Raw genomic sequence first — 25,695 nt, forward strand, 5'->3', positions numbered from 1 at the left:
TTTTTGCAACATAGAAAGAGGGATTTTTAAAAAATCCCTCTTTTGTTTTTTTCCGTTAATTCATTAAGTCTTCAATTTCATCAACTTCAATGGGTATATTTTTCATAAGGTTTATTGGGGCGCCACTTTTTTGAATTACAACGTCATCTTCAATTCTAATACCAAAACCTTCTGCAGGAATATAAATTGCAGGCTCCACGGTAAATACCATGTTTTCTTGCATGGGCTCGGTTAAAATACCATAGTCGTGTGTGTCTAATCCCATGTGGTGGCTAGTACCGTGCATTAAATATTTTTTGTAGGCAGGCCAGTCAGGATTTTCGTTCTGTACATCGGCTTTGTCTAGCAGCCCTAGGCCTAATAATTCAGAAGTCATAATTTTACCAACTTCAATATGGTAGGCTTCCCAAAGCGTTCCTGGAACTAACATTTTTGTAGCTTCATTTTTAACTCTTAAAACGGCATTGTATACTGCTTTTTGTCTTTCAGAAAACTTACCAGAAACTGGAATAGTTCTGGTCATATCACTAGAGTAATTAGCGTACTCAGCACCAACATCCATTAAAAGTAAATCGCCTGCTTTACATTGTTTGTTGTTTTCAATGTAGTGCAGTACATTGGCATTGTTGCCACTGGCAACTATTGGTGTGTAAGCAAACCCTTTTGATTTGTTTTTAATAAATTCGTGTATGTATTCTGCTTCAATTTCATATTCCCAAACACCAGGTTTTACAAAGTTTAAAATACGTTTAAAACCTTTTTCGGTAATATTACATGCTTTTTGAATTAAGTCTATTTCAATGGTGTCTTTAACAGAGCGTAAATGTTGTAATATTGGTGCGCTTTTAGCAACATTATGTGCTGGGTATTTTTGCTTTAGCCATTTAGTGTATCGGTCTTCGCGGGTTTCAACTTCAACATTGGCACGGTAATGTTCATTTGTGTTAATGTATACAGTGTCACATTGCGTCATTAATTCAAACATAATGCGTTCCATGTCTTGTAACCAATAAACTGTTTTAATACCGCTAACTTCAAAGGCCTTTTCTTTGGTTAGTTTTTCGCCTTCCCAAACAGCAATATGCTCATTAGTTTCTTTTAGAAATAAAATTTCTCTGTGTTTTTCTTTAGGGCAATCAGGAAAAATTACTAAAATGCTTTCTTCTTGATCAACACCACTTAAATAAAAAATATCTCTGTGTTGCTGAAATGGCAGCGTACTGTCTGCACTTATCGGGTATATATCATTAGAATTAAAAACAGCTAAACTATTGGGTTTCATTTTTGAACCAAAGTTTTTACGGTTTTTTATAAAAAGGCTACTATCTATAGGTGAATATTTCATGTTAAGTACATATTAAGTTTTTAATTATGTAAAAATAAAAAGAAAAAGTAGATTAATTATTGGTTATATTTGTGGCTATTTTAAGTGTTTGATTTTTAATTAATTAAGTTGTTATGAAAGAAATAGGTAAGAAACTTCTTTTGGGGATTTTGTTTTTTACACTCGTTATAGGTAAGAAATCAGAGGCGCAAATTCATATGAAAAAAGTCTCTTTAGAAAATCAAGTACAAAAAAGTGATATGGTAATTGAAGGTAAAGTAGTTAATAAATACGCTACTTGGGATGCAAACTACAGTTTAATATACACCATAAATACAATTGAAGTATTTAAAGTATTTAAAGGCAATATTGCCAAGTATATTGATGTTGTAACAGTTGGCGGGGTAGTTGGCCTAAATGCTGTAGTAGTTAACCCCAGTTTAAATTTGCAAACAGGCGATGTTGGGGTGTTTACTTTAAATTCAAACACTATTAAGTTTTCAAAAAAAGCCAATAACTCAAGGTTTAAGCCATATGCATTAAATCAAGGTTTTTATAAATACAATTTAATAGATAATGTGGCGGCAAATGCATTAACTAAAAAAAAGGGTATAACAAAAAGTTTATACAGTGAAATTACCAAATATACCAAAAAGCCCTATAAAGAGGTTACGTATTTTAATGTTGAAACCATAATAGCTAAGAACAAGACTGCTAAAGCTAGTTTGTTAGCACCAAGCAGCTTAGTTTTAAATAAAACAGTAGTGAGTGCTGGTAATAAAGATGTTTTAACAATCTCGGGGTCAGATTTTGGAAATACCCAGGGTATAGTGTGGTTTAGTAATGCTAATGATGGAGGCGCTACTTTTATCAGGGCTTTAGATTCTCAGGTTTTAAGTTGGAATGATACGCAAATTACTGTTGAAGTGCCATCATTTGCTGGAACAGGAAATATGTATGTTGAAGATGCTGTTGGAGATCCTTCGCCCCAAACACCAATTACTGTAAGTTATGCAGAGTATAATGTAGAATATGATATTGATGACCAAACCCAAAATAATCCACCTGGTTCAAATGGGCCTCAACCATTAATAGCTTATCAGGTACAACATTCTTCTTTTTCTGGAACAGATGATAATGTAACTTGGCATATGGAAACCGGTTTTAATAATGATGCACAAGTTGCTGGTGCTAAAGCTGCTTTTCAAAGGGCTTTTGATACCTGGATTTGTGATACACAGTTAAACTGGTCTATAGGTACACCAACAAACACTGATGTTATTGCCGATGATGGTATAAATATTATACGTTTTGATAATGGTGAGTTAGATGATCCTACATTGGGTATTTGTTACACATATTATTCAGGTTGTGTTAATGGTGGTGTTTTAAATTGGTATGTGAGGGGTCATGACATTGAGTTTGATGCAGATGAGCCTTGGCACACAGGTTTAGATTTGCCAGATTTAGGAGAGTTTGATTTTCAAAGTGTAGCATTGCATGAATTAGGCCATGGACACCAATTAGGCCACGTTAATGATACTAATGATTTAATGAATTATGCAATATCTATTTCAGAAGATCAACGTGTTATAGGGCCAACCAATAGTACTGCAGCTAATGTTATACAAGATAGGAGTTTGTCTAGTGTTTGCGGCAGAGTTGCTTTGGTTAATAATGCTTCATGTCCTTTAAGTACTGAAGAAAACCGGTTGCAAGAAGCAATAACACTGTATCCTAACCCATCAACAGGTAAGTTTCAAATACACAATGCATCTCATGTAGGCTTAACTAAGGCCGTAATTTATGATTTAAGTGGACGTAAAATATCTACTCATAAATTAAACAATAATCACATAATTGAAATTAATATGTTAAACACATCTTCGGGTGTTTATTTTGTTAATATACATTCTGATTTTGCAACAATAACTAAAAAGTTAATAGTAGAATAACGAGCATTTTCATTAATAAAAATACTAAAAGAGATGCGTTATGTGTCTCTTTTTGAGTTTATGATAAATATCATAGTTTAAAAACTAAGTATTATTACTTAAAATAATTCTAAATTAGAAAATAAGCAAGTTACTTATTGTCTATCAACTATTAGTAATTTACCTTTGTAACATACTACTAAATTATATAAATAATGAGCGGATTTTTAAAATCTTCGATTGGGAGGAAAGTAGCCATGGCGCTATCTGCATTCTTCTTAATGTTTTTTTTACTTCAACATTTTGCAATAAATATGTTATCGGTTTTTAGCCCAGAAACGTTCAATGAAGTATCTTATTTTATGGGAAATAATCCTTTAGTTCAATATGGTTTACAGCCAGTTTTACTTTTTGGTGTTGTTTTTCATTTTGTTATGGGATTTATTTTAGAATTGAAAAACAAAAAAGCCCAAGGTGTTGCCTATGCAAAAAATAATGGCGCAGCTAACTCATCATGGGTAAGTAGAAACATGATTTACACTGGTGTGGCAATTCTATTGTTTATGATTTTTCATTTTAATGATTTTTGGGTTCCTGAAATTGTTGAAAAATATGTAGAAGGAAAAAGTCAAGTTGGAAAAGATTTTCATGCGCATGTAGTACACATGTTTGAAAATCCAATACGCGTTGGTGTGTATGTTTTAGCTTTTGTTTTTTTAGCGTTGCATTTAATGCATGGGTTTACATCGGCATTTCAGTCTGTTGGCGGAACTGCAGGTCGTAAAAAAACATTACAAAACATTGGTAAAGCATATTCTATAATTATTCCTTTAGGGTTTGTAATTATAGCTATATATCACCATTTTAATCACTAATAACATACAAATATGAGTGTTTTAGATTCAAAAGTACCAGAAGGTCCTCTTAAAGATAAATGGACGTCTTATAAAGATAAAATTAACTTAGTAAATCCTGCTAATAAACGATTAATTGATGTTATTGTTGTTGGTACAGGATTAGCTGGTGGTTCAGCAGCTGCTACACTTGCAGAGTTGGGCTACAACGTAAAAGCATTTGCTTATCAAGATTCTCCGCGTCGTGCGCATTCAATTGCTGCGCAAGGAGGTATAAACGCCGCTAAAAACTATCAAGGTGATGGCGATTCAACATACAGATTATTTTATGATACCGTAAAAGGTGGCGATTACCGCTCACGTGAGGCTAACGTATACCGTTTAGCTGAGGTTTCTGCAAATATTATAGACCAATGTGTGGCCCAAGGCGTGCCTTTTGCTCGTGATTATGGCGGATTATTAGATAACCGTTCATTTGGTGGTGTATTAGTATCAAGAACATTTTATGCCAAAGGACAAACGGGCCAGCAATTATTACTAGGTGCATATTCGGCAATGAACCGCCAAATAGCACGTGGTAAAATTCAAATGTACAACCGTCATGAAATGTTAGATGTTGTAATTGTTGATGGTAAAGCAAGAGGTATTATTGCAAGAAACTTAATAACTGGTGAAATTGAACGCCATTCAGCTCATGCTGTTGTGGTTGCATCAGGTGGTTATGGTAACGTATTTTTCTTGTCAACAAATGCTATGGGGTCAAATGTGTCTGCAGGTTGGAAAATTCATAAAAAAGGTGCGTTTTTCGCAAACCCATGTTACACACAAATTCACCCAACATGTATTCCGCGTTCAGGAGATTATCAGTCTAAATTAACATTAATGTCTGAGTCTTTACGTAATGATGGTCGTATTTGGGTGCCCAAAAACATGGAAGACGTTATTGCCATTAGAGAAGGACGAAAAAAACCTACAGATTTATCTGAAGAAGAAAGAGATTATTATTTAGAGCGTCGTTACCCAGCCTTTGGTAATTTAGTACCACGTGATGTTGCTTCGCGTGCAGCTAAAGAACGTTGCGATGCTGGTTACGGTGTAAATGCTACTGGAGAAGCTGTGTATTTAGATTTTGCTTCGGCAATACAACGCTATGGTAAAGAGCAAGCCAAAATACATGGTATTGCAAATCCTTCAGAAGCTAAAATATATGAGCTTGGGCAAAAAATTGTTGAAGCTAAGTACGGAAACTTGTTCCAAATGTATGAGAAAATCGTAGATGAAAATCCATACGAAACACCAATGATGATTTATCCAGCAGTTCACTACACCATGGGAGGTGTTTGGGTAGATTATAACCTAATGACAACTGTACCTGGTTTATATTGTATTGGTGAGGCAAACTTCTCTGATCATGGAGCTAACAGGCTAGGGGCTTCAGCACTAATGCAAGGTTTAGCCGATGGGTATTTTGTATTGCCTTACACCATTGGAGATTATTTATCTGATGATATTAGAACAGGTAAAATACCAACAGATACACCAGAATTTGATGCTGCTGAAAAAGAAGTTAAAGATAGAATTGATTTCTTTATAAATAATAAAGGAACAAAATCTGTTGACTATTTCCACAAGAAACTAGGAAAAGTAATGTGGGATAAATGCGGTATGTCTAGAAATGAACAAGGCTTAAAAGAAGCTATGGTTGAAATTAAAGCCATCCGTGAAGAATTTTGGAAAGAAGTATCAGTGCCTGGTGGCGCAAATGAAATGAATCCTGAATTAGAAAAAGCAGGACGCGTTGCAGACTTTTTAGAGTTAGGTGAATTATTTGCTAAAGATGCTTTAACAAGAGAAGAATCTTGTGGTGGACATTTTAGAGAAGAATCTGCTGAAGAATCAGGACCTCAAAAAGGCGAGGCAAAGCGTAATGATAAAGATTTTGCATTTGTATCTGCTTGGGAATATAAAGGAGAACCAGCTGATGCGGTACTTCATAAAGAAGAATTAGAATTTAAGGATATTGAATTAAAACAACGTTCATATAAATAAGAAAGATATGTCAGGAAAAGGAATGAATTTAACATTAAAGATTTGGCGTCAAAAAGATGCTAAATCAAAAGGTAAGATGGAAACTTACAAGGTAAATGATATTTCAGAACATATGTCTTTCCTTGAAATGATGGATGTTTTGAATGAACAATTAATTGCTGAAGGCCAAGAGCCTGTTGCCTTTGATCATGATTGTCGTGAAGGCATTTGCGGTATGTGCTCAATGTATATAAATGGTGAAGCTCATGGGCCAGATAGGGGCGTAACAACTTGCCAATTACATATGCGTATGTTTAAAGATGGTGACACTATAACCATAGAGCCTTTTAGAGCTGCAGCTTTCCCTGTAATTAAAGATTTGGTAGTAGATAGAACTTCATTTGAGCGTATACAACAAGCTGGTGGTTACATTTCAGTAAATACATCTGGTAATACACAAGATGCCAACGCTATTCCAATTTCAAAACATGCAGCAGACGAGGCTATGGATGCAGCAACATGTATTGGTTGTGGGGCATGTGTGGCAACATGTAAAAACTCATCTGCCATGTTATTTGTTGGTGCTAAAGTTTCACAATATGCTTTATTGCCGCAAGGACAAGTTGAAGCTGCAGACCGTGTTAAAAATATGGTAGCGCAAATGGATTTAGAAGGTTTTGGTAACTGTACAAATACAGGTGCTTGTGAGGTTGAATGCCCTAAAGGAATTTCATTAGATAATATTGCAAGAATGAATAGAGAGCTAATTAAGGCGTCTATTTAAGCAAAAAATATAAATTATTTCGAAAAAAACCATACCTTGTATTAGGTATGGTTTTTGTTTTTAATACAAAACGTTAACTGAAAATTGCTGAATATGAAAAAAACTACAATAGTTAAATATGTGTTTGCTTTCTTTTTTATGTGCTTTTTATCCGGTTTCTCACAGCAGGAAAAAGTAGTTTTAGAAGGTTTGGTAAAAGATGAAAATAACTATGAAGTGCCTTATGCTGCCGTAGGTATTCCAAAAAAATATTTAGGTACAGCCACTACCGAAGACGGTAGTTTTTATTTACAACTTAGTAAAAGTAATCTAGCTGATAGTCTAGAAGTATCTAGTATTGGATATTTAACTTATAAAATCAAAGTTGAAGATTTTTTAAACTTAAGTGAAAAAGTTATTGTTTTAAAAGAGGATATTGTATCGTTAGATGAGGTAAACATTTTAGCAGCATCAGATTATGTTAAAACAGCTTTTAAAAACATAAAAAATACATCTTTAAGTAGCAATCATCAGCTCAATATGCTATACAGAAGATTTTCAACAGAAGCTGAAAAAGCATGCTTTCTAGTTGAGCATTATATAAAAGTGCTAGATAGAGGTTTAAATTCACCACAATACACAAGAGTTGAAGTTATTGAAGGGAGAAAATCTGCAGACTACAGGTTTGTTAAAGATAAATATCCTGGGCATCAAGTACTTAATGTAGCTAATACAAATCCTGTTAGAAAAGGTATAAACAAAAATAATTATAATTGGACTAAAATAGGAGATACTTCTTATGACGGTGAAGATATTGTAATTATTGAGGGTAAAGGCAAAAAAAATAAATGGCAATGGTTAAAACTATATATTGGTGTTGATACTAAAGGTATTTATAAAATAGAATCATCAAATTTAAATTCTATATGGATATATAAAAAAGGCCCTAATGGAAAATTAATTTTAAGCTACCATAATAGAGTTTGGGCAAAAGATATGTCTATTAATGCTATGCAAAAAAAGCTCTTACAAACAACTAGTAATAAGGTTCCAGTGTCTTACAGGCATGAGGTTTTTGTGTTAGGAGTTGAAACCAACAAAAAGAAAATTAAAGTTGGAAATTATGAAGGTTATAAAAAAGATATGGGTGATATTGATGTAAAATATAATCCTAATTTTTGGAACAACTTTAGCTTACCTCCAGAAACAGCCTTTTATAAAAAAAGCGTCAAGCAGTTAGAGTCTATTTATGGTGTGCCTCTTGAGCAGCAATTCAAAGCCGTAAACTAATAAAGAGTATAAACCCAAGCTACCTAAATGTTTAAAATTAAGCTTTTATTAGTATTTTTCGTGCTGTTTAAAACAGCGTTTGGTTACTCTCAAAATGAAAAGAATATATGTTTTAGTCACGAAAATTTATTAAGGCATATAAAAACATTATCTTCTGATGCTTTTGAAGGAAGGCGTACAGGAACACAAGGTGCCAATAAAGCTAAAAAGTATATAATTAATCAGTATCATACATTACAAGTTAAGCCTTTTAAGCAAGGATATCAGCAAACATTTTTATTTAACAAAGGAAAAAAACAGTACAAAGGCGTAAATGTTATTGGCTATATTAAAGGAACATGCGTACCTAATAAGTATATTGTAATTAGTGCACACTATGATCATGAAGGTATTAAGAACGGAAAAATTTACAATGGTGCAGATGATAACGCTTCTGGTTTGAGTGCATTATTCAGTTTTGCCGAATATTTTAAAACGCATCCGCCAAAACACTCCGTTATTTTAGCGGCTTTTGATGCTGAGGAATTAGGACTTAAAGGGTCTAGTTACTTTGTAAATAATTTAAATGTTCCATACCATAAAATTCTACTAAATATTAATATGGATATGATTAGTAGAAGTAATACCAATACTTTGCACGTGGCCGGTTCAAATATTTATAAGCAATTTATACAAGCAGTTTGTTGCGTGGCGCATGAAAACTTTACTTTAAAAAGCGGGCACGATGGTTTTGATGAAAATGATAGTTGGGTATATGCCTCAGATCATGCTAATTTTCATAAAAAAGATATTCCGTTTTTATATTTTGGAGTAGATGATCATGATGATTACCATGAACCTACTGATGATTTTGAAAACATTCACCCAACGTTTTACATTGAAGCTGTAAAAACAATCATTTCAGTGTTTAATAAAATTGATAAAAGTTAGTATTAGTGTGCATGACCACTGCCTTCAAAATTATCACCAAGCATAAAGCCACCAGCTATTAAAATATCTTTATCAGCAAATTCATTTGCGTTAATTATTTCTGTGTGAGTTTCGGTTTGTGAGCCAAGTTTTAAAGCTATTTTTTCAAAATAATATTGGTTGTTTTTCTTTTCTTTTAAAACTAAAGCAAAAGCACCTTCTTCATCTTCATTAACAGCGTTATTTGCTAAAGCTAAATTTGTAGTGGTAGTGGTTAAAATTAAAGCTTCTACAAACATACCTACAATAAAATTGGTATTGGCTTCATTTAAAATGTGTGCATGAACCTTTACAACCCTAGTTTTGTCATTAATAGTTGTACCTACAAGGTGTACATTGGCATTAAAAGTTTCATTAGAAGCCTCAGGAATTTTAAAGCGTATATTTTGCCCTTTTTTAATGCGTAAAATATCTTTTTCAAACACTGAAAGTTCTAAATGAATATGATCTGTATCAATAATTTCCATTATTACATCATCAGCTGCTACATGCATACCGTTACTAATATTAACTTTTGTTATATAGCCTTCAATAGGAGAATATATATTGATTTTTGAAGATATATGTCCTTTTTCAACACGTAAAGGATTTATATGAAGCATTAATAGTTTTTTACGTAAACCGTTATAATGGGCTAAGTTACTTTTATATGTGCTTTCAGCTTTTAAGTAATTTTTTTGCGATGTAATATTTTCATCAAAAAGTGTTTTTTGTCTATTAAATTCAGCTTTTAAATAATTGAGTTGTTCTGAAATTTCTAAATAATCTTGCTGTAATTCTATAAAATCAGGATTTTCAATGGTAGCTAAAACTTGTCCTTTTTTTACTTTATCGCCTACTAAAAGTGGTGTTTTTGTTATATAACCACCCATATAAGTGCTTATAACAGCTTTGTTTTTTGGAGGTACATCAATAGTACCATTTACTTTAATGCCTTTGGTAAATGTATAATTAGTTAATTTACCCAATTGCATATTGTTACTGTTAAATTGATGTTGTGTTATAACTAAATTGTTATTTTGGGTGTCTTCATTTGAAGCATTGCTATTGTTTTTTTCAGTGTTTTCGCAAGCCATTATAATAAGCGCGAATAAAAAGGTGTATATAGGTTTCATTATTGTAAAATTAAGTGGTTTATAGCTATTATTGTTAGGTTGTATTTATTTAGGTTTTCAAGGTAAGTGAGTTCAATTTCCGTAGCGGTTTCAAGGCTTTGTATGTATTGAAAAAAGTCAATTTCACCTTCTTTAAATGAGCGTTGTGCTGTTTTTATAATTTCTTTAGAAAGCTTTTTTCCTTGGGCATTATAATAATTTACAGCAGCTTCATGTTGTTTTAGTTTTGCTGATAATGATTTATATGCTGCGTTTAACTTTATTTTATACTCTTTTTTTTCAGCCTCTGCAGCTTCTATAGCTAGTTTGCTTGCTTTAATTTTTGAAGCATTTCCGCTAAAGAAAATAGGAATTTTTAATCCCAATTGATAGCCTTTAATATTTGTGTTTAAAGTATTGTTGGTACCCTGAAAATATTCGGCAGTTATATCTGGTAGTAAATTTTGTTTTTCTTTATTATTTAAAGCTTTGTAATAAGAAGTAGTGGTATTATACAAGGATAGGCCGATATTGTTTTCAATTGAAATAGATTGTAACTCTACTTTTTGTAGTGTATTGTCAATAATTGTAATAGAATCTAATTGAACTAGTTTTTTTAAATCTTCGTTAGCCAGCACAATGTCTTGTTGTGCTTGTTTGTAAAGCATTTCTAGTTGTTTTTGTTTTGATTTAGCGCTAATCATTTCTAAATAGTTAGTTTCTCCTAATTCAAAACGTCTGTGTGAAGCTTTTTCAAACTGATTGTAAAGGCTATCTAAAAACTTGTAGGTTTTAGCTTTGTTTTTAGCATAAACAAGATTGGAATATGCAGTGAGAACATTACGTTTAAGGTTTTTTAAAGCTATGTTATATTCTGTTTGTTGAAGATTAAATTCGGCTTGTTTTACTTTTTTATCAGCAAAATAAATTGTTGGAAACTTAAACGTTTGTGAAATGCCAAAAACATTTAAAGGTTCATTATTTATGGCTAAATTATTTTCATCATAACTGTAATAAATTGATGTCTTGTCAAAGTTAAAAGCGCTACCAATTAATGATTTTGATTCTTTACTTTTTAATGCAGAAGCTTTTAATGCAGCGTTGTTTTTAATAGCTAAATGTATGGCTTCATCAACAGTTAAATTTTTTTGTTGTGCGTGTATTTGTAAAGAAAGTAATGTTACAATTACTAAGGTACTTATTTTTTTGTTCATTTTTAATTCGATTTTTTTCTCAAACCATGCGTATAAAACGGGTAAAACTATTAATGTTAAAATAGTTGCTGTAACCAATCCGCCAATAACTACGGTTGCTAATGGCCGCTGAACTTCGGCACCGGCGTTGGTTGAAATTGCCATAGGAAGAAACCCAAGTGTAGCTGCCGATGCTGTTAATAAAACAGGGCGTAGGCGTTCAGTTGTTCCACGTTTTATGCGTTCATCAATATTTGAAATGCCTATTTTTTTAAGTTCTTTAAAATGCTCAATAAGTACAATGCCATTAAGTACAGCTATACCAAAAAGCGCTATAAAACCAACACCTGCCGAAATACTAAAGGGCATACCTCTAAACCATAAAAGGAGCACACCTCCAACAGCCGAAAGTGGAATAGCGGTGTATACCATGGCGGCTTCTTTTACAGAGCCAAAAGCAAAATATAGTAAAATGAATATGAGTACAAGTACAATAGGTACAGCTACCATTAATCTGTTTTTAGCGCTTTCAAGATTTTCAAATTGGCCGCCATAGGTAATATTATAACCTGCAGGTAGTTTTACCTGTTCATCAACAATTGCTTTAACATCATTAACAACCGATTGTAAATCTCTGTTTCGTACATTAATTCCAACTACAATCCGTCTGCGTGTATCATCTCTAGAAATTTTAGCAGGACCTGTGGTGTATTTTATTTCGGCTAACTCACTTAATGGAATTTTTGTACCACTAGGCGTGTCTACATATAAATTTTGAAGGTTTTCAATAGTTGTTCTGTGGTTGGCATCTAATCTAACCACCATATCAAAACGTTTTTCGCCTTCAAATACATTACCTACTATTTTACCTGCAAACCCCATTGAAATAAGTTGGTTTACATCTGCAATGTTTAAACCATAACGAGCAATTTTATTTCTGTTATAATTTACACTCATTTGAGGTAAGCCTTCAACCTTTTCAATTATAATATCTGAAGCACCTTCAATATGCTGAATGCGTGTTTTAATTTCATCGGCTTTACTAGCTAAAATTGATAAATCTTCTCCAAAAATTTTAACGGCCACATCGGCACGTACACCAGTAATTAGTTCATTAAAGCGCATTTCAATAGGTTGTGTAAATTCTACTTCCATTCCAGGAATTATGGTAAGTGCTTCTTTAAATTTATCGGCTAGTTCATCTTTACTATCAGCAGAAACCCATTCGTTTTTAGGTTTTAGTTTTATAATTACATCACTTTCTTCCATACTCATTGGGTCTGTTGGTACTTCGGCTGCACCAATACGGCTTACTACCTGTACAACTTCAGGGAAGTTTTCTAATAATACCTGTTCTATTTTTGTTGTAATTTCAATAGTTTTTCCTAATGAAGTGCCTGTTTTTAGTACTGGCTGAATTACAAAGTCACCTTCATCTAAAGTTGGTACAAACTCACCGCCCATAGTTGTAAAAACCCATATGCTTATTGCTAATAATGTGCCTGCAAATGATAGTACTATTTTTTTGTTTTTTAAAGACCAATTGATGGTAGGCTTATAAAGTTTATTTAAAAAATTCATGAGCCTATTAGCTATGTTCTTTTTAGTTTGTTTGCTAGGTTTTAAAAATATTGAAGAAACTACCGGAACATATGTTAAACAGAAAATTATGGCACCCATAAGCGCAAAACTAAAGGTTAGTGCCATAGGCTTAAACATTTTACCTTCAACACCACTTAATGAGAGAATGGGTATAAACACTATAAGAATAATGATTTGACCAAAAATTGCCGAATTCATCATTTTTGAAGCACTTTTTAAAGTAATAGAGTCAATGGCTTGTTGCTGTTCGTTTTTAGAAAGCGCATTTGCAGTGGTGCTTTGTGTTGTTATTTTAAAAGCAATGAATTCTACAATAATTACTGCGCCATCTATAATAATTCCAAAATCAATAGCACCCATGCTCATAAGGTTAGCATCAATACCAAAAATATTCATTAACGAAATGGCAAATAATAAACTTAACGGAATTACAGATGCTACAACAAGCCCAGACCTTATGTTTCCTAATAGTAGTACAACAACAAAAATAACAATAAGTGAGCCTAAAATTAGGTTTTCGGCAACGGTAAAGGTTGTTTTATTTATTAACTCACTACGCTCTAAAAAACCGTTAATGTAGATGCCTTGGGGTAATGATTTTTGCACAGATGCTACGCGTTTTTTTACAGCATTAATTACTTTTTTAGAGTTGCCATCTTTTAACATCATTACTTGCCCAAGTACTTTTTCGCCTTCGCCATTGCCTGTAATAGCGCCAAAGCGTGTGGCGCTTCCAAAGTGTACTTTGGCTACGTCTTTTATAAAAATAGGAATGCCATTATTTTTAACAACAATATTTTCAATATCGGCTTTTGAGTTTACTAAACCTTCACCACGAATAAAAAAAGCTTTGTTATTTTTTTCAATATAACCACCACCTGCAACACTATTATTTTTTTCTAAAGCATTAAAAATATCAATGTAACTAATATTCATGGCGTTTAATTTTTGCGGATTTAAGGAAACTTCATATTGTTTTAAATAACCGCCCCACGTGTTTACTTCTACTACACCCGGAATGCCAGAAAGTTGGCGTTTTACAATCCAGTCTTGAATAGTGCGTATTTGGGTAGCAGAATATTGGTTTTTATATGCTGGTTTTACATCTAAAATGTATTGGTAAATTTCGCCTAAGCCTGTTGTAATTGGGCCCATTTCAGGTGTGCCAAAACCTTCGGGTATTTTTTCGCTAGCCGATTTTATTTTTTCTGAAATTAACTGTCTTGGTAAATAGGTGCCAAGGTTGTCTTCAAAAACAATAGTAACTACTGATAGCCCAAATTTTGAAACAGAACGTATTTCTTTTACACCCGGTAAGTTGGCCATTTCTAACTCTACCGGATATGTTATAAATTGTTCAACATCTTGGGTAGATAAATTTTTTGATGTTGTAATTATTTGTACTTGATTATTGGTTATATCTGGTACGGCGCCAATTGAAATTTGGGTTAGTGAGTATAAACCAAAACCTATAACTGAACCTATAAAAAGGAATATGAATAGCTTATTTTTTAAGCTAAATTTTATAATGTTTTCTAGCATAATTCATTTTGCTGAATAATTAAAAAAGTAACATGTTCAAATTGTTAAATTTGAATTGTTTGTAAATGTATTTAGACGGTGAATTATGCTAATTTAGGTGGTTGAAAAACTGTGGGTTTCTCAAAAGAAGAAATAGGCTCTTTGTAAAAAAAGTTTAATTGCGTGTTTTGATGCATTTGGTTTTGAAGCGGAAACTCTAAACTTGTAACTAAAATACATGCAAAATTAACTTGGCAAAAAATATGTTGATGACTTTTAAAGGGTAAGTCGTCATGCTCTTCATGATCATTTTGTGTAGAAACGGCTTGCTCACCGTAATGTTCATACAAAAACTCTAAAAACGTATCGCCATACATTTCTTGATGATACTGGGCATGCTCTATTAAAACACCTAGTTTAGATAGCTCTTCAATGTTTATATTTAAACTTTGAAAAAGCATTAAAATAGAATATACTATGGCTGCCGTTTTGCTCATACTTTTGCAAAATTACAAAAAATAAATACTGAAAATATTTAAAGAAAACTTAAAAATAAGCTTTAAGCTGCACTGCACCTGTGTGTATGGTACTGCTTGTGGGGGTTTTTCGGCCAAAATAGCTTAAATTTAAATCTAAAAACTTAGTTATTTTTTTTTGTGCAAGCAGTGTCCATGTAAAATTTTTACCAGGTTGTAAACCTTCTAACATTTGGTAAGCTACGGGTGTATTTGCATTGCCATTGTATGTGTTTGAAAAATAATTAAACTCACCATTTATAGCGCTTTTAACGTTTTTAGAAAACATAAAAGAAACACCGTATTTGTGTTGCTTAAGTGTTTCAAAACTACCAATGGTGTTTTCTTTTTTTGCGTATTCATAAAACACATCAAAACTAGAATTATCATTAAATAAATATGATAATTTGGGGTTTAGGCTTTCTTCTTTAAAATTATAATTTTTGCTTGAAAAGTTTTCGCTAACACTTTCATTATTTGCTAATGTGGTTAGTGTGTTAAATAACCAATTGTTAGTTATTTTATGGTTGAAGTTTATTTGATGGCTTTTTAAATTATTTTTAATAAAACCAACCGATAGTATGTTTCGTGTTTGGTTATTTAAATAGGTGTATGATGTTGTGTAGTGTTGTTGCCCACGGTTAAAAAATAGTACATTTCTAAAGTTTAATTGTAAACCTAGTTGATCATCAGTATTATTTTCAAACGGATTTACATTAAAAGCATTGCCTTCGCGTTTCATTTTTCTATCAATTAAATAACTGGTTTGATTGTAAAAATGCGACCAAAATTGCTGTGATTTATTTTTACTAACACGCCATTGTTGCGGGTTAATGGTTAAAGTTTGGCTTAAACGGTTTTGGTGAGTTTTTATAAATATACGGTTTGGTAAAAGCACTCTTATATACTTGCCTTGATCTTGAAACTGCGCTGTTTCAAACTCTTCTAATTCTTGTATTCCGTTTTCATTATAGTCTATCCATGTGTAGTTGCCTTGGCCAGCTTCAACTTCAACATATGTAAAATCTTGTTGTGGTAAGGTGCCCGAGTTGGTTTCAAAAACAGTATGCCATTGCACAATATTTTTAAATAATTTTTGATTGAATTGTAGTCTTGAATTTACAGATTGCTCATTATCAACACCTGCTTCTTCACTTTTTAAATGGCGGTAATTAGCATATAATAATAAGTTGGTGTTTTTGTTTTGAATAAGTTTAGAATTTAAATAATACGTATGCGATGTGTTTACCTTTTGCAATTGGTTGTTTCTAATACTATCATTAACTCTGTTTTTATAGCCAACTTCAACAAAAACCTTACTGCTATCTCCAACGCCAACATACGTTTGGTATGATGTAAATTTTTGGCTTAAAGGTGTTAATGTGTTGGTACTGTCTTGTTGTTTATTGTTTTCAATAGCTAATTTAGTACCAATCCAAGCTTTTTTTAAGCTGTAGGTTATAGTATTGTATGAGCGAAAAAAAGTAGATGTATTTATGTTTGAAGCGGCATTTAAGTAGCTGCTGTTTGAAGCAATTGTAAAGTTATTTAAAATAACATTAGCATTGGCAACATGCCTATTGCCTTTAAAACCATCAGAAAAATTTAAATGCTCAAATTGGTAGTTTATAATGCCTTTTTTATGATGGTTAAATTGCACACCCGAAAATAAAAGACTTTGGTTGCCTGTAACATTTACTGTTGTGTTATTGGTAGATGATAAATTCCAATCGCGCGAAAACTCTGGGTTATACAAGCGTTCAATGGTTTTAAAGTTTTCTTGAATGTAATCAGTATTTGCAAAAACATGCACATTCCAAACACTATCATTTTTTGTTAATTTATGGTTTATGTTAAATTTACCGGCAAACCCGTTATTATTGTCATCATCAATATTTGAAAACAGATTTAAATCGTTTTTGCTTCCCGCTAATTCAAATGCCATTTGTGTGTTGTTGCTTGGTTTATAGCTTCCGTTTATAACAGCCAATTGTAGTTTAGTTGGTGCTACAAGTTGCACAATAGGTTCATAATTACCTTGGCCAATGCCCACATACTCATAAATATTATTAATAGCGTTGCTGTTACTAATAACATAGCTGCCTAAGTTGGTGCCAACTTGGGTAAATGTAACGCGGTAAAGTACATCATTGGGGTTATTTGAAAAAACAAAAGCCTCAATACCGTTAATAAGTTCTTTTTTATATAGAATACGGTTTTCGTTAGCCGATTCTTCAATTTCTGAAGGTGCAACCATTTGCGTTCTATCATCACCTGCTGCTGATAAAATTTGTACTTGTTCTTCTGATAGATTTTGTTGTAATGGTTGGTTTTTTGCATCGTTTTCAGAATATACTGAAACGCCAATTTTCAATTTTTCATTTTCAATACGGCCACCACCAAAGCCAACAAAGCGCGAGTAATTACGTTCGCTAAACTGATAATCAACAGTAATACGCATTTCAGAAGTAATAGGAAATGTAGCATTAAAAATAATTTCGCCAGCATTATAATCAATAATATAATCTTGGTCTTCACCACGTTTTACAGCTACGCCATTAACGTAAACGGTTTCACTACCCGAAACAATAAGTACAAAAAGCTCACCGTTTGGCCCTTGTAACTTGTAGGGGCCTTGGTTGCCCTCTTGTGCTGTAAACTGGCTACGGGTAAATTGACCACGTACTATAGCACCAGCAGCAAATAGGTTAGTTTTGGTGTTTTGGCCTTCTATATTGGCATTAATTGATAGGCCTTGTACGCGTTTTGAAAAATTTGCAAAAGTAGAATTGCTATTTTGTAAATCAATATCGCCCGCTCGTATATTCCAAGTATCACTAAATAACTCAATAAAAACTTGGTCAAACTCATCTAAACGTTGGCTATAGCCACTTTCTTGTAAAGGTATGTTAGCATCTTGTATTGAGGCTCTAAGTGACACTTTTTCGTTTAATTTCCCTGTAATTTGTAAATCTAATTCACTATTAACTACAGCATTTTGGTTGTTTCCAATGGTTACACCTCTAGAAATACTGCCCGATGTTGTTAAACCATCAAAAGGCGTAAATGTATTTTGTGTATTGGGTTGGGTAAGTTTGTAAAGTGTTTGGGTATTGCTATTATTCACAATAACAGATTCATTGAGTTGCTGATAGGTTTTAGTTAAAAACTCTGGGAATTTCAAGTAGTTTATAATTAAAGTATCAGTTTCAATAGGCTTTTTAAATGTAATTAAAGCTTTAGAAAAATTTATATTGTAAAATGAACTATCAATTAAAACGCCTTGTTTGGTTTGTAGTTTAAACCAATTAGAATTAATACTAACACTATCTATTTTAATGCTATTTGATACCGCTACTTTTATACGCTTATAGTTTGATTTGGGTTGTTGTGCAACCCCAAACAAAGTCATGAATAATAAAAGTGTTAGTAAAAAATATTTCATTTGATACTTAAACTACAATACGCTTAAAATATTTTGTTAATAGATTTATGTAAAATGCTTACCAAAGCAATAGCGTAAAAGTAATGTATTATTTATTTTAGCTGAAAATGATAAAGCTATTTTAGTAGTATTACCTAATTTTGAAATATCAAAAGGTATTGGCTACTCAAACTTATATCAACAAAAGACAAACATGAAAATTATATCATACAATGTAAACGGCATAAGGGCAGCATTAAATAAAGGGTTTATAGATTGGTTAAAAGCTGCAAATCCTGATGTTATTTGTTTACAAGAAATAAAAGCATTAAAAGAACAATTAGACCTAAGTGTTTTTGAACAAGCCGGATACAAATATCAATACTGGTTTAGTGCACAAAAAAAAGGCTATAGCGGTGTTGCTATTTTAAGTAAAACAGAGCCTAACCATGTTGAATACGGCACAGGTATTGAATCTATGGATTTTGAAGGTAGAAATATTAGAGCAGATTTTGATGGTGTGTCAATTATGAGTTTATATTTGCCTTCTGGCACAAATATTGATAGGTTGGAGCATAAGTTAGAATACATGGATATGTTTCAAAACTATATTGATAACTTAAAAAAATACCTGCCAAATTTAATTATTTGTGGCGATTATAATATTTGCCATGAGGAAATTGATATTCACAATCCAAAAGGATTAAAAAACGTTTCAGGATTCTTACCTGTTGAACGAGCGTGGATAGGTGGTTTTATAAACAGTGGTTTTATTGATTCCTTTAGGTATATAAACCCTGAAACACAACAATACAGTTGGTGGAGTTACAGGGCCAATGCGCGAGCCAATAATAAAGGTTGGCGTTTAGATTATGCCATGGTAGCAAAACCATTACAAGAAAACATAAAAAGAGCCGTTATACTCAGTGAAGCAGTACACAGCGATCACTGCCCAATATTAGTAGAAATAGATAAATAACCTATAAACAAATCAAAAACAAAACCTAGCCTAATGATTAAAAAAGTCGTATTATCAGTTGTAACAGTATCCGTTTTAGCATCGTGCGTGTCTCCTAAAGTTTACAAGGAGTTAGAGGCTAAATACAATAACTTGAAAAAAGAAAACAGAAAGCTTTACGATGAAAATGAAGAGCTTTTATATGAAAAAAATCAAGCAAAAAACGAGTTAAAACAACTTAAAACAGCTTATGATGAAGCTGTTGCTGAACGCGATAAACTTCAAGCAGATTATACAGCAACCAAAGCAAATTATGATGCGTTAAAAGCTTCATATGATGCCTTAGAGAAAAATAGTTCGGCTGCTATTGCAAAAAATTCACAAAAAAACCGAGAATTGTTAGCTGAATTAGAAGCTAAAGAACAAGCCTTAGCTGCTGAAAATGCACGTTTAGAAAAACTTAAAAAAGAACTTGAAGACCGCTCAAACAGGGTGGCTGAATTAGAAAAAGTTATTGCAGATAAAGATGCTGCTATGGGTGCTTTAAAAGATGCTATTTCTAGAGCGCTAACAGATTTTGAAGGCAAAGGTTTAACTGTTGAACAAAGAGACGGAAAGGTTTACGTTTCTATGGAAAACAAACTGCTTTTCAGTTCGGGTAGTTGGGCTGTAGGGTCTGAAGGTCGTAGAGCAGTTCAACAATTAGGTAGCGTATTAGCCGAAAATCCTGATATTGCCGTTTTAATTGAAGGCCATACTGATAATGTGCCATATGGCGGAAACAGCGTATTAACAAACAACTGGGATTTATCTACAAAACGCGCCACTTCAATAGTTAATATTTTAAGAGAAAATGCAAAAATAAATCCTGAAAACTTAACCGCTGCTGGTAGAGGTGAGTATGCACCAGTTGCAACTAACGATACTGCAGAAGGAAAAGCAAAAAACAGACGTATTGAAGTTATTTTAACACCTAAGCTAGATGAGCTTTCAAAGCTTTTAAATGATAACTAAAAAACAATTAACGTTTCTGTAAGTTGTAATTTAACAAGAAACGTTAGCACAATAAAAACCTTTTAGAAACTTAAAAATTCTGAAAGGTTTTTATTTTTACACAAACGAATAAGCATGCAATGTATGCTAAAGCAGAAATTTATAATAAAACTACTTTAAAAAAATATTTCTGTCTTAAATGGAATAAAAAAAGAAATAATGAAATACATAACACTACCCAATACCAATATAAAAGTTAGTAAAATATGTTTAGGTTCAATGACTTGGGGAAACCAAAACACTGAAGCTGAAGGACATGAACAAATAGATTACGCCCTAGAACAAGGTGTTAATTTTATTGATACAGCCGAATTATACCCAGTACCAGCAACAGCTGAAACCAGTGGCAGAACCAGTGAAATTATAGGATCTTGGGTTAAAAAATCAGGAAAAAGAAATGATGTAATAATAGCATCAAAAATAGCTGGTCCGGGCGATTATACGGCGCATATTAGAACAACAGGTTTTAGTCCAAAATCTATTCAAGAAGCTATAGATTTAGAACTTAAAAGACTACAAACAGATTATATTGATTTATACCAATTACATTGGCCAGAACGCGATACTAATAAATTTGGATTAAGAAATTTTCCGCATGAAACTAGTTTACAATGGCAAGAAAATTTTGCTGAAGTTATTGAAGCACTTAACAATCAGGTAAAAGCAGGTAAAATTAGGCAGTTTGGTTTATCAAATGAAAACTCTTGGGGCACCATGCGTTATTTACAGGAGGCTAAAAATAAAGGTTTGCAAGGGCCAGTAACAATTCAAAATGCGTATTCATTACTTAATAGATTGTTTGAATATGAGTTGGTTGAGGTTGCTATGCGCGAAAAGGTTGGTTTGTTGGCGTATTCGCCTATGGCATTTGGCGTACTTTCTGGAAAATATATTAAAGGTACAGCAGCCAAAAATTCACGCTTAACATTGCACCCGCGTTTTGCACGTTACAGTAGCGAGCAAAGTACCGAAGCTACAAAGCGTTATTTAAAAATAGCCGAAGATAACGGATTAACTTTAGCGCAAATGAGTTTAGCGTTTATAAACCAACAACCGTTTGTTACAAGCACTATAATTGGTGCAACAACTATGCAACAGTTAAAAGAAAACATAGAAAGTATAAACGTTACCCTTAGCAGTGATGTTATAGAGGCTATAAACAGTGTGCATAATGCTATGCCAAATCCGGCACCTTAGCATATGTAATAATTAGAATAAATTCCTGTTTTTTAGCAGGAATTTTTTTTAGGCCATTGCTGGCTTTTCTCGTGTTTCAGGATTTAATGAATACTTAATAAGTAAATCGTGTAGTTTTTTTACTTCAATAGGTTTTGATATAAAATCATCTATACCACATTGGCTCGCTTTTTTTCTATCGTCTGTGTAAGCACTAGCAGATACGGCAATTATTGGATACGGGTTTTCTTTAAACTTATTTGAAGCCTTTATTTTTTTAGTAGCTTCTAAACCATCCATTATGGGCATTTGAATATCCATAAAAATAATATCATATGCTTCGTTTTTTGCCCTTTCAACGGCTTCTAAACCATTGTTAGCATAGTCTATGTTTAAATTGAATTTTTTAAGCATTAAGCCTAAAACTTTTTGGTTCATTACATTATCATCAACAATTAATACGCGTATTTCGTTTCCAATTTTAGGAAGGTTGGTAAATAAACTAGCAGTATTATCATTATAAATTTCAGTATTAGCTCTTTTAAGTTTTACTGTGAAATAGAAGCAAGAGCCATCAGTGTCTGATGGTTTATATTTTAATTCGGTATTCATTAGTTTAGCCAAATCATTTGATATGGTTAAGCCTAAACCAGTACCACCATATTTTCTGGTAGTAGAGATATCTTCTTGTTCAAAAGCTACAAATATTTTAGATGCTTTGCTTTTTTCAATACCAACTCCAGTGTCTTCAACTGTAAAAGTAAACTCATCTTCTGTTTGGTTATGTTTTTTTTGATTAATGCTAAGCTTCACCCAACCAGAATCTGTAAATTTAATAGCGTTGTTTAGTAGGTTTATAATTATTTGATTTATTCTTATTGAATCTCCATAAACAAGTTCTGAAGCCTCAGGCGTTTTATTAAATGTGTACAATAAATCAATACCTTTTTCATTGGCTTGAAACTGAAATATTTTAATAAGGTTGCTTAAATCTTTTTTAAGATTTACAGGTCTAATTTCAAGCTCCATTTTACCTGCGGTAATTTTAGAATAGTCTAATATTAAGTTTATTAATCCTAATAAATGGCTAGAGGAGTAGTTGGCTATTTCTAAAAGTTTTACTTGTTCTTTGTTTAAGTTAGATTGGTTTAAAAGGTTTAATACGCCAATAATACCATTTAACGGCGTTCTAATTTCATGGCTCATATTGGCTAAAAAACTAGACTTGTAGGCGGTTGTACGTTCTAGTTCTCCAATAGTTAATTTTAAACCATCAATATTTTTTAGCAGATTTTTTTTAAGTAAATCATAAGCTTTGTACAAAAAATTAATTTCAAGAATTTTAGACTTTTCGGCGTTAGGATCTATATTTTCTTTAAAACCAGATTTTATAAACTGATGCATTGATAGTTGCAACTTCAAAATATCTCTAGTTAAAATTCTTGATAGGTATAGAATTACCAAAATTATAAATAGTACCATTAATGTAAATGATATTTTTACGTACTGATCTATACCTCTATTTTTTATTAAAATACCATTTTGGGCAATCGCCTCAAGCGCTTTAATTTGTGTTTTAATATTGCTATTTAATTCAAAAATTTCACCATATAAACCACTGTTGGTACTGTTGCCAATATTTAAAGTTAAACGGGCTACATTATTAAAAGTTTTTTGGTAATTTTTTAGTGCATTTTTTGTAGTGCCACTGTTTTGTTTGTCTTCAATAATTTTATTGGCAAGCGTATTAAAAGCGTTAATATAATGAGCTTCGGTACGTATAAAAAAATCTTTTTCGTGGCGCCTTAATTGTAGTATGCTTTCGTTTTTAATAATATTATTGTCTTCAATTTTATGGGCAATATTTCGCATGTCTCCAATGCCGCCAAAATCTTTATAACCCAATAAATAGCGCTGTTCTTTTAAGGTTTTTGAAATAGAATCTAAAGCATTAAAGCGTGTAATTATATCATTATAAAAAAGGCTATGTGTACTAATGTTATTTGCCTGAAGTTCATTAACAATAGCATTAAATTCATTTTTAAGTAGTGTTGTGTTACTTATAAAATTATCTATAGTTTCTTCTTTTTTATTTAGATAAAAACTATCTGATTTATAACCATACAATAAAAATGATTGTAAATGTTTTTCGTTGTTAGAAAAATTAGATTCTAAATTATAAATTCTAGTAATTATATTTTGAAGGTTCTGACTTTTAGATTTAAAATAATTATAGCCAATAAATATTAAAATAGTTGGCGCTATTATGAATAAAAAAGACAGGACAATCCTGAATCTGTAAGAATTGTAAAAATTAAGTTTCATTAGGGACTTAGGAAATAGGCAACAAAAATATTTAATATTTAACGCTATTAAGTTACGCGTATGTTAAATATTGTGAAGCTTATTACAGTGCGTACCCTTCATTAAATTTAATACTTAACGCTAAACCGTGGCTGTTACCTAAAGGCGAATTATTGGTGGCCATATTGTAGTTGTAAATAACTCTAAGATTTTTTATTAGATATATTCCTGCTAATAAGTTAAAACTAGAGGTTGTTCTGTACCCAGTACCTACTTCAAATTTATTTTTAAAACTAACAGCAATATTAAAATCGGCTTGCATTGGTGCGCCTTTTTCATGTTTAATTAGCATATTAGGTTTAATCATAATATTATCAAACTTATTACTAAAAAAACGATAGCCTAAATAGGCGTATACAGGACTAGAAAGTTTAATATTTTGCTCGGTAGCTAGTTTGTCGCCAGCAATATTTGGTGCCGAAACCCCCACATAAAACAAGGCATGGTTATACAAAAAACTCAAACCTATAGATGGTATACTTGCATTAACATCTTGTGCAAACGTGGGGTCGTTAGGTATGTTTAATTTGGTTAAATTATCTTGAAATTGCTGCAAACCAGCTGTTAAACCAAATGATAAAACGTTTGGTGAATAGTGTTGCCAATATGGACGATTTCCATTAAAATCAAAAAATATTTTATATGAAAATGCAGCAAACACACTGGTAGAATTAGTTACGCCAATTTCGTCTCTAATAATACCACCACCTAATGCTATTTTTTCATTGTTTAAATTTCCATGACCACTAAACGAAAGTGTACGCGGGCTACCATCAAAATCGTTAAAATAGCCATTGTTACTTAGTGTAAATTCGGTATTTCCACTAAGTCCAGCATATGCGCTATTTATAATAAACGGATTGTAATTATACTCTGCAAACAACGGACTTTGTTGGGCGTTTACGTGCATAATAACTAAAAGAATTACTGCTGTAAAAAGGGGTTTTAAAGTATTTAATTTCATCATTTTTTAGCGTTTTATAACTACAAATCCTTTTAGCTTTTTTAAATTATGTGTTCCTGATATTTTTATATCAAAAAAGTACGTGCCATCGGGCAACTTGCCAGCGCCAGATTTACTCATACGGTTGGCTATACCTCTAAAAACGTTTGAGGTGTTATTGTAATTAGCAATACTAAACACTAAATCGCCCCAACGGTTGTAAATGTTAACCGTATTATTTGGGCTATTTTCAATACCAACAATTTCCCAAAAATCATTTATGCCATCATCGTTTGGTGAAAACCCGTATTTAGACTCCACTAAAGGAATAGTGATGGTTTCAGTTGTAAAAGATTCTTCAGAACACCCCGTAGCATCACCCACCGCGTTATACGGAACAATAGTGACGAAAATTTGAGTATTCTCAGGTAAATCAGCAGGTACATCAAACGTAGATACATTACCAACATCTTGGTTGTTTATAATATCAGTTCCTCCAGAAGTTGTGCCTACTGTTAGTCTGTAGCCTGTGGCATCAGTAATGGCATTCCATGTTAAATCTGTGGCAATTGAAACATTGGTAGCCCCGTTAAGCGGACTTGTTAAACTTGTGCAGGTTGGTACTGTTGGAAGTGTTTCGGTAGTGAAAGCTTCTTCGGTACACCCCGTAGCATCACCCACCGCGTTATA

At 32.4% G+C, this 25,695-nt stretch carries 17 protein-coding genes; 9 read left to right on the forward strand and 8 right to left on the reverse strand.

All coding sequences use genetic code 11. The features are described 5' to 3' along the window. Positions 1-55: 55 nt before the first annotated feature. Complete coding sequence (locus FUA26_RS05310; protein WP_147132554.1) at positions 56-1,345, reverse strand: aminopeptidase P family protein; 1,290 nt, start codon at positions 1,343-1,345, stop codon at positions 56-58. Positions 1,346-1,542: 197 nt separating this feature from the next. Here FUA26_RS05310 and FUA26_RS05315 point away from each other — a divergent pair, with 197 nt between their 5' ends. The 6 genes from FUA26_RS05315 (at position 1,543) to FUA26_RS05340 (ending at position 9,123) form a co-directional block, all read left to right on the forward strand. After that, positions 1,543-3,279, forward strand: coding sequence for a T9SS type A sorting domain-containing protein (locus tag FUA26_RS05315; RefSeq protein WP_186826860.1), 1,737 nt, complete (start codon positions 1,543-1,545; stop codon positions 3,277-3,279). Between the two features lie 194 nt (positions 3,280-3,473). Beyond that, positions 3,474-4,133: a succinate dehydrogenase cytochrome b subunit gene (locus tag FUA26_RS05320; RefSeq protein WP_147132560.1), complete on the forward strand. Its 660-nt coding sequence runs from the start codon at positions 3,474-3,476 to the stop codon at positions 4,131-4,133. Between the two features lie 12 nt (positions 4,134-4,145). Further along, positions 4,146-6,161, forward strand: a complete 2,016-nt coding sequence (locus tag FUA26_RS05325) for a fumarate reductase/succinate dehydrogenase flavoprotein subunit (RefSeq protein ID WP_147132563.1) — start codon at positions 4,146-4,148, stop codon at positions 6,159-6,161. A gap of 22 nt (positions 6,162-6,183) precedes the next feature. Next, a complete protein-coding gene (locus FUA26_RS05330) occupies positions 6,184-6,924 on the forward strand; it encodes a succinate dehydrogenase/fumarate reductase iron-sulfur subunit (protein WP_147132672.1) in 741 nt (246 codons plus the stop codon). Between the two features lie 93 nt (positions 6,925-7,017). Further along, entirely contained in the window at positions 7,018-8,193 is a 1,176-nt protein-coding gene (locus FUA26_RS05335) for a carboxypeptidase-like regulatory domain-containing protein (RefSeq protein ID WP_147132567.1), read from the forward strand. Between the two features lie 27 nt (positions 8,194-8,220). After that, entirely contained in the window at positions 8,221-9,123 is a 903-nt protein-coding gene (locus FUA26_RS05340; RefSeq protein WP_147132569.1) for a M28 family peptidase, read from the forward strand. A 2-nt stretch (positions 9,124-9,125) separates the two neighbouring features. Here the strand turns inward: FUA26_RS05340 and FUA26_RS05345 are convergent, their stop codons facing one another. From FUA26_RS05345 to FUA26_RS05360, 4 genes are all read right to left on the reverse strand, one after another. Continuing rightward, positions 9,126-10,277: an efflux RND transporter periplasmic adaptor subunit gene (locus tag FUA26_RS05345; RefSeq protein ID WP_147132572.1), complete on the reverse strand. Its 1,152-nt coding sequence runs from the start codon at positions 10,275-10,277 to the stop codon at positions 9,126-9,128. Beyond that, on the reverse strand, positions 10,277-14,593 hold the full coding sequence (locus FUA26_RS05350) for a CusA/CzcA family heavy metal efflux RND transporter (protein ID WP_147132575.1): 4,317 nt from the start codon (positions 14,591-14,593) through the stop codon (positions 10,277-10,279). The genes FUA26_RS05345 and FUA26_RS05350 overlap by 1 nt, the downstream gene beginning before the upstream one ends. Positions 14,594-14,676: 83 nt before the next feature. Next, positions 14,677-15,069, reverse strand: a complete 393-nt coding sequence (locus FUA26_RS05355; RefSeq protein ID WP_147132578.1) for a hypothetical protein — start codon at positions 15,067-15,069, stop codon at positions 14,677-14,679. Positions 15,070-15,118: 49 nt separating this feature from the next. Beyond that, positions 15,119-18,532, reverse strand: a complete 3,414-nt coding sequence (locus tag FUA26_RS05360; protein WP_147132580.1) for a hypothetical protein — start codon at positions 18,530-18,532, stop codon at positions 15,119-15,121. A 193-nt stretch (positions 18,533-18,725) separates the two neighbouring features. On the opposite strand from FUA26_RS05360, the gene FUA26_RS05365 reads away from it, so the two are divergent. The 3 genes from FUA26_RS05365 (at position 18,726) to FUA26_RS05375 (ending at position 21,719) form a co-directional block, all read left to right on the forward strand. Beyond that, a complete protein-coding gene (locus FUA26_RS05365; RefSeq protein WP_147132583.1) occupies positions 18,726-19,490 on the forward strand; it encodes an exodeoxyribonuclease III in 765 nt (254 codons plus the stop codon). A gap of 33 nt (positions 19,491-19,523) precedes the next feature. Further along, the gene (locus FUA26_RS05370) at positions 19,524-20,483 is read left to right on the forward strand and encodes an OmpA family protein (RefSeq protein WP_147132586.1); all 960 of its coding nucleotides are present in this window, start codon (positions 19,524-19,526) and stop codon (positions 20,481-20,483) included. Positions 20,484-20,681: 198 nt separating this feature from the next. Further along, the gene (locus FUA26_RS05375; RefSeq protein WP_147132588.1) at positions 20,682-21,719 is read left to right on the forward strand and encodes an aldo/keto reductase; all 1,038 of its coding nucleotides are present in this window, start codon (positions 20,682-20,684) and stop codon (positions 21,717-21,719) included. 48 nt (positions 21,720-21,767) lie between these two features. Here the strand turns inward: FUA26_RS05375 and FUA26_RS05380 are convergent, their stop codons facing one another. The 3 genes from FUA26_RS05380 to FUA26_RS05390 all read right to left on the reverse strand — a co-directional run. After that, positions 21,768-24,023 (reverse strand): response regulator, encoded by a 2,256-nt coding sequence (locus FUA26_RS05380; RefSeq protein WP_147132591.1) that lies wholly within the window; start codon positions 24,021-24,023, stop codon positions 21,768-21,770. Positions 24,024-24,105: 82 nt separating this feature from the next. Beyond that, complete coding sequence (locus FUA26_RS05385) at positions 24,106-25,029, reverse strand: PorP/SprF family type IX secretion system membrane protein (protein ID WP_147132594.1); 924 nt, start codon at positions 25,027-25,029, stop codon at positions 24,106-24,108. Positions 25,030-25,032: 3 nt separating this feature from the next. Further along, positions 25,033-25,695 (reverse strand): gliding motility-associated C-terminal domain-containing protein (locus tag FUA26_RS05390; RefSeq protein ID WP_147132597.1); only part of this gene is annotated, 663 nt, incomplete at its 5' end.

This window comes from Seonamhaeicola algicola (assembly GCF_007997385.1).
GTDB lineage: Bacteria > Bacteroidota > Bacteroidia > Flavobacteriales > Flavobacteriaceae > Seonamhaeicola > Seonamhaeicola algicola.

What these genes read in the sequence shown, in the direction of transcription:
- FUA26_RS05350 (WP_147132575.1), bottom strand. Translation starts at nt 14,593, where the DNA reads ATGCTAGAAAACATTATAAAATTTAGCTTAAAAAATAAGCTATTCATA.
- FUA26_RS05375 (WP_147132588.1), top strand. Translation starts at nt 20,682, where the DNA reads ATGAAATACATAACACTACCCAATACCAATATAAAAGTTAGTAAAATA.
- FUA26_RS05330 (WP_147132672.1), top strand. Translation starts at nt 6,184, where the DNA reads ATGAATTTAACATTAAAGATTTGGCGTCAAAAAGATGCTAAATCAAAA.
- FUA26_RS05385 (WP_147132594.1), bottom strand. Translation starts at nt 25,029, where the DNA reads ATGATGAAATTAAATACTTTAAAACCCCTTTTTACAGCAGTAATTCTT.
- FUA26_RS05365 (WP_147132583.1), top strand. Translation starts at nt 18,726, where the DNA reads ATGAAAATTATATCATACAATGTAAACGGCATAAGGGCAGCATTAAAT.
- FUA26_RS05360 (WP_147132580.1), bottom strand. Translation starts at nt 18,532, where the DNA reads ATGAAATATTTTTTACTAACACTTTTATTATTCATGACTTTGTTTGGG.
- FUA26_RS05310 (WP_147132554.1), bottom strand. Translation starts at nt 1,345, where the DNA reads ATGAAATATTCACCTATAGATAGTAGCCTTTTTATAAAAAACCGTAAA.
- FUA26_RS05320 (WP_147132560.1), top strand. Translation starts at nt 3,474, where the DNA reads ATGAGCGGATTTTTAAAATCTTCGATTGGGAGGAAAGTAGCCATGGCG.
- FUA26_RS05315 (WP_186826860.1), top strand. Translation starts at nt 1,543, where the DNA reads ATGAAAAAAGTCTCTTTAGAAAATCAAGTACAAAAAAGTGATATGGTA.
- FUA26_RS05325 (WP_147132563.1), top strand. Translation starts at nt 4,146, where the DNA reads ATGAGTGTTTTAGATTCAAAAGTACCAGAAGGTCCTCTTAAAGATAAA.
- FUA26_RS05340 (WP_147132569.1), top strand. Translation starts at nt 8,221, where the DNA reads ATGTTTAAAATTAAGCTTTTATTAGTATTTTTCGTGCTGTTTAAAACA.
- FUA26_RS05335 (WP_147132567.1), top strand. Translation starts at nt 7,018, where the DNA reads ATGAAAAAAACTACAATAGTTAAATATGTGTTTGCTTTCTTTTTTATG.
- FUA26_RS05370 (WP_147132586.1), top strand. Translation starts at nt 19,524, where the DNA reads ATGATTAAAAAAGTCGTATTATCAGTTGTAACAGTATCCGTTTTAGCA.
- FUA26_RS05355 (WP_147132578.1), bottom strand. Translation starts at nt 15,069, where the DNA reads ATGAGCAAAACGGCAGCCATAGTATATTCTATTTTAATGCTTTTTCAA.
- FUA26_RS05380 (WP_147132591.1), bottom strand. Translation starts at nt 24,023, where the DNA reads ATGAAACTTAATTTTTACAATTCTTACAGATTCAGGATTGTCCTGTCT.
- FUA26_RS05345 (WP_147132572.1), bottom strand. Translation starts at nt 10,277, where the DNA reads ATGAAACCTATATACACCTTTTTATTCGCGCTTATTATAATGGCTTGC.